This is a genomic window from Vibrio sp. 10N.286.46.A8, from assembly GCF_041470165.1.
Taxonomy (GTDB): domain Bacteria; phylum Pseudomonadota; class Gammaproteobacteria; order Enterobacterales; family Vibrionaceae; genus Vibrio; species Vibrio tasmaniensis_A.
On sequence record NZ_JBFRLX010000388.1, the window covers coordinates 1 to 483 of the forward strand.

The window sequence follows — 483 nt, forward strand, 5'->3', positions numbered from 1 at the left end:
CTCATTCAACCATGAACAGAAATCTTGCTTAGAAGTAAAGTTACGCATTGGGGCTCCTTTTTTTATTTATGCTATCACCCACGAGATGAAGACTGAACCCCTAAAAAACTAGGGGAATCCTTTGTCTGATAACTTGGCGTATCACACGTTATAAAGTAGTATTACCTCTCAAAATTTATACCTATCAAAAAAGCGAATTATTAAGTATGGCAACTGATCCAAGACAACTTTTGGTAACTTGTGCGCTTCCGTACGCTAACGGCTCTATTCACCTTGGTCATATGCTTGAGCATATCCAAGCTGATATCTGGGTTCGATACCAGCGTCTACGTGGCAACACTGTAAACTTCATCTGTGCTGACGATGCTCACGGCACGCCAATTATGCTTAAAGCTCAACAGATGGGTATCACGCCAGAAGAGATGATCGCTGCTGTTAGTGAAGAGCACCAAAAAGACTTCGCTGGCTTTGATATCAGCTTTG

The 483-nt window shown here is 42.0% G+C and carries 1 protein-coding gene; it reads left to right on the top strand.

The genetic code is table 11. The features are described from left to right. Window positions 1–206: 206 nt before the first annotated feature. On the top strand, window positions 207–483 hold a 277-nt coding region (locus tag AB4232_RS22610; RefSeq protein WP_372088096.1), incomplete at its 3' end, for a class I tRNA ligase family protein.